Origin of the sequence: Gordonia sp. (in: high G+C Gram-positive bacteria), from assembly GCF_052106715.1 — a bacterium.
Classification (GTDB): domain Bacteria; phylum Actinomycetota; class Actinomycetes; order Mycobacteriales; family Mycobacteriaceae; genus Gordonia.
Window position 1 is genome coordinate 1 of record NZ_JBQEDL010000070.1, and the last position, 3354, is coordinate 3354.

Annotated in this window: 5 protein-coding genes; all 5 read right to left on the minus strand. The window is 68.0% G+C overall.

Features of this window, described 5'->3' with window-relative positions; genetic code table 11:
• Positions 1 to 135: 135 nt before the first annotated feature.
• On the minus strand, positions 136 to 783 hold the full coding sequence (locus ACTIMF_RS18895; RefSeq protein ID WP_442351825.1) for a hypothetical protein: 648 nt from the start codon (positions 781 to 783) through the stop codon (positions 136 to 138).
• 52 nt (positions 784 to 835) lie between these two features.
• Positions 836 to 1273: a hypothetical protein gene (locus tag ACTIMF_RS18900; protein ID WP_442351826.1), complete on the minus strand. Its 438-nt coding sequence runs from the start codon at positions 1271 to 1273 to the stop codon at positions 836 to 838.
• A gap of 68 nt (positions 1274 to 1341) precedes the next feature.
• Entirely contained in the window at positions 1342 to 2334 is a 993-nt protein-coding gene (locus ACTIMF_RS18905) for a hypothetical protein (protein ID WP_442351827.1), read from the minus strand.
• Positions 2335 to 2423: 89 nt separating this feature from the next.
• Complete coding sequence (locus ACTIMF_RS18910; protein WP_441891059.1) at positions 2424 to 2594, minus strand: hypothetical protein; 171 nt, start codon at positions 2592 to 2594, stop codon at positions 2424 to 2426.
• A 92-nt stretch (positions 2595 to 2686) separates the two neighbouring features.
• The coding region (locus ACTIMF_RS18915; RefSeq protein ID WP_442351828.1) for a sugar ABC transporter permease at positions 2687 to 3354 on the minus strand (668 nt) is incomplete at its 5' end.

Here is a 3354-nt window from a genome sequence, read left to right on the forward strand (position 1 = left end):
GTGGGTATGCCGTGGGGGCAGACCGGTATGGACCGGAGCCCGCGTGCAGGCACGCGAAGACGTGCACACACCTGAACAAGTGTAATCCCGCGTAACGCAAGCGGTCAAATGCCCGGGGGCGCCGGGACTCGCCGGCTACGGCACCTCAGGGTCGAACGGCGAATCCAGCGCCTGGGTGAGCTCGGCGAGCAGAGCCTCGATCTGCGGCTCGACGTACTGCGAGATCGCGTTCTGCACCGCGAGGCGATGACGCAGCAGCATCCCGCAGATCTCTCGGCCGACCATGTTGGCGTACTCGTCGGCCAGAGTGACCTCCTGACGGAGGGCGGCCTTCGCCTCATCGGACAGCGGCGGCAGGGGCGGCAGCTCCGTCGCCTCGTCGTCGGCGAGTCCGGCGATCGTGAACAGGAACGGCGCACCGGGCACCGGGTCAGGGTCAAGCGGCATGCCCTCGTACTCGGGATCGAGGTCTTCGGAGGGCCGGTAGCTGCGGGCACGATTGCGGGCCGCCTGCTGGTCCAGCTCGCCCTGCAGCATCGGCAGATTCTTCGCGGTGTACGCGGCGACAGCGTGGTCGACGACTGTCTTTATGCGGGTCGAAAGGCCGTGCTGCACACCGTGCGGGACGTCTGCCCCGATGCCGACCGCGGAGAGGATGGGCGAACCGAGACAGCGGCGGCAGGGCGCGACGCGACCACGGTGGGTCGCCGGCTCCCAGCGCGGCACCCAGCGCAACCAGGCCTCGACGGCCAGGTCGACCTGCGTCTCCAGTGAACGCTCCACGCCTCCAGCGTACGGGGATCGGCGCACGGTCAACAGATTTCGGGCATGCGCGTCAACCGGCGTCGGGATCGTCGCGCTCCCACGGCCACCGCGGACGGCCCGCCCGGGTGCGCCGAAGCGCGACACCGGCCCAACCGGCGACCGCCGCTGCCGCCAGAATGATGAGACTCGCTCCCCCGCTGATCAGCCCGCCCATGACCGCCAATCCGGTGACGAATTCTCCCGTCACGACGAGCGTCGCGATGCCGACGCCGATCAGGTGCGCCAGCGCTGTTGCGATCGCGATGGTCCACACAGATCGGAACCGTGGTCGTGCGATCCGGACGGCGAGCCAGAGAATGCCGGCGAACACCGCGATCGCGATGATCATGCCGACGATGCCGGGCGCCTGGCCCAGACCGTGGACGGAGATGATGTCGGCATCCGTCGCGACGCTCAGCGCCCCGAGGCCGAACACCGCCAGCGCGAAGAATCCGATGGCCGTCATCACCGTCGCCAGGACAGCCGAAACCCCCGCGGACTCGGGCCCACGGGGGTCAGACGATGACATGTCCGTGGTTACCTCGAGAGATTCGGACCGGCCTCGAGCGTGCGCTCGTACTCACGCTGGGCCTCGTCATTGAGCTCGGTCTTGCGGGCGCCGCTGCGGGCGACCCATGCACCGAACCAGATGGTCAGTTCGCGGCCGAGCACGAACGATGCGATCGCGAGGGGCGCGAAGAGCTGGTCGCCCACGAGCGTGGTCGCCTCAGAAGCGTTGATGAGCCAGAACGGCGCTTCGAACAGCTGACCGAGGATGTACCCGCCGTAGGAGACGACGCCCACCAGGAGCCCGAACACGACCCAGAGTCCCCAGCGGCCGCGGTTGATGATCGCTCCGAGCAGCCAGAAGCCGATGAAGAAGACGGCGACTGGCACCCAGAACGCCCAGGTCGTCAGCGTGGTGAGAACGACGTCGACGACCTCGCCGCCCGCGATGTCACCGCGAAGCGCGCTCCACCCCAGCCCGATGCCGAGATACAGGATCGCGAAGACGATCGTGGCGAGCAGACCGATCGCACCGGCCGTGCCACGGTTGCCCCGCTCGCGCGGCGGCTCAGGTGCCTGAACGAAGATCGGCTGCTGGTGGGCCGGCGTCGCGGCGACCGTCTCCGCCGCGTACGGCTCGGAGGGGACGACACGGGTCTCGGTGGCGTCGGCGACGGGCGGCGCATACGCGGAGTCGGCGATCGTCGCGTCATCCGTCCTGCTGAAGCGGAACTCGTCATTCACAGGGGCCGCTTCGGCACGCCCCGCTCCGCCAAAGGTCCCGGGGTGGTCGCGCTCGGCCGCTTCGAATGCTGCGAGGTCGGGGTCGACAGCGTCGTGATCGACGGGGGTGTTGTCGGCGGGCGCGGGATCGGCGGGCGTGTGGTCCGCAGCATCCGCCTCGGCCGCTTGCGGCTGGTCGGCGCGCGCGGCCTCGGCCTCCGCGAGTCCGGCATTGGCGCTGTCGACGACGTCGTCGACGCCGGACTTCTGCTCGTGCTGGGGAACCTCGGGGTCACTCATGTGGGCGCCTCTCCTCGTTGTGTGCAGTGCGAGAGTATCGCCGCGATGGCATGCGAAAGCGCAGGCGTGCCGACGTGTCGGCCGACCCGTCAGGGAGCGTCCGCACCCCCCGGCAAGACCGTGCGCAACGTATCGCCGACGTACTGCACCATCACGGGCCCCATCGGCAGCGCGAGCCACACCAGCGCGGCGACGACGCCGGTGCAGATGAGACCCGCGATCCAACTCAATGCGAGGTTGCGACCGTCAGCCCGTGCCATGTCTCCACGGTACGACGAGCCGCACGCAGTGCGGGGCTGGACACGCGCTCATGATGCCTGCTGCGCGCGCGAACACCACCGGCTCGTCGGCCTCAGCCCTTGGTCGCACCGGCCGTGAGGCCGCCGACGATGTACTTCTGCAGGAACAGGAACAGGATCATCACAGGGATGGCAGCCATCACGGCTCCGGCAGAGAACGCCGACCAGTCCGCGTAACGCGGGTTGGATACGAGTTTGGTGAGGCCGACCACGAGGGTCTGCTGCTCCGGATCGATGAGCATGACGCTGGCCACGACGTACTCGTTGACCGTCCCGATGAAGCTCAGCAGCCCCACCACGGCGAGGATCGGAGCCACCAGGCGCAGGATGATCGTGAAGAAGATGCGGGCGTGGCCGGCGCCGTCGATGCGGGCGGCCTCGTCGAGTTCTTTGGGGATCGTGTTGAAGAAGCCGTACATGAGGTAGGTGTTCACACCCAGCGCGCCGCCGAGGTAGACCAGGATCAGTCCGGTGTGCGTGTTCAAGCCGATGGCAGGGAACCAGTCCCCCAGCGTCGTCATGAGCAGGAAGATCGCGACCACGGCGAGCAGCTGCGGAAACATCTGCACGACGACGATCGTTACGAGCCCCACACGACGTCCAGCAAAGCGCATGCGCGAGAAGGCATATGCCGCACAAGCACCGATGAACACGGTGACCAGACCTGTGACGACGGCGATGACGAGCGTGTTGAGGAACCACAGCCCGTACGGATTCTTCG

Bases quoted from the DNA above. Each gene is read 5' to 3' on its own strand.
- ACTIMF_RS18905 (WP_442351827.1), bottom strand. From the start codon at position 2,334: ATGAGTGACCCCGAGGTTCCCCAGCACGAGCAGAAGTCCGGCGTCGAC.
- ACTIMF_RS18910 (WP_441891059.1), bottom strand. From the start codon at position 2,594: ATGGCACGGGCTGACGGTCGCAACCTCGCATTGAGTTGGATCGCGGGT.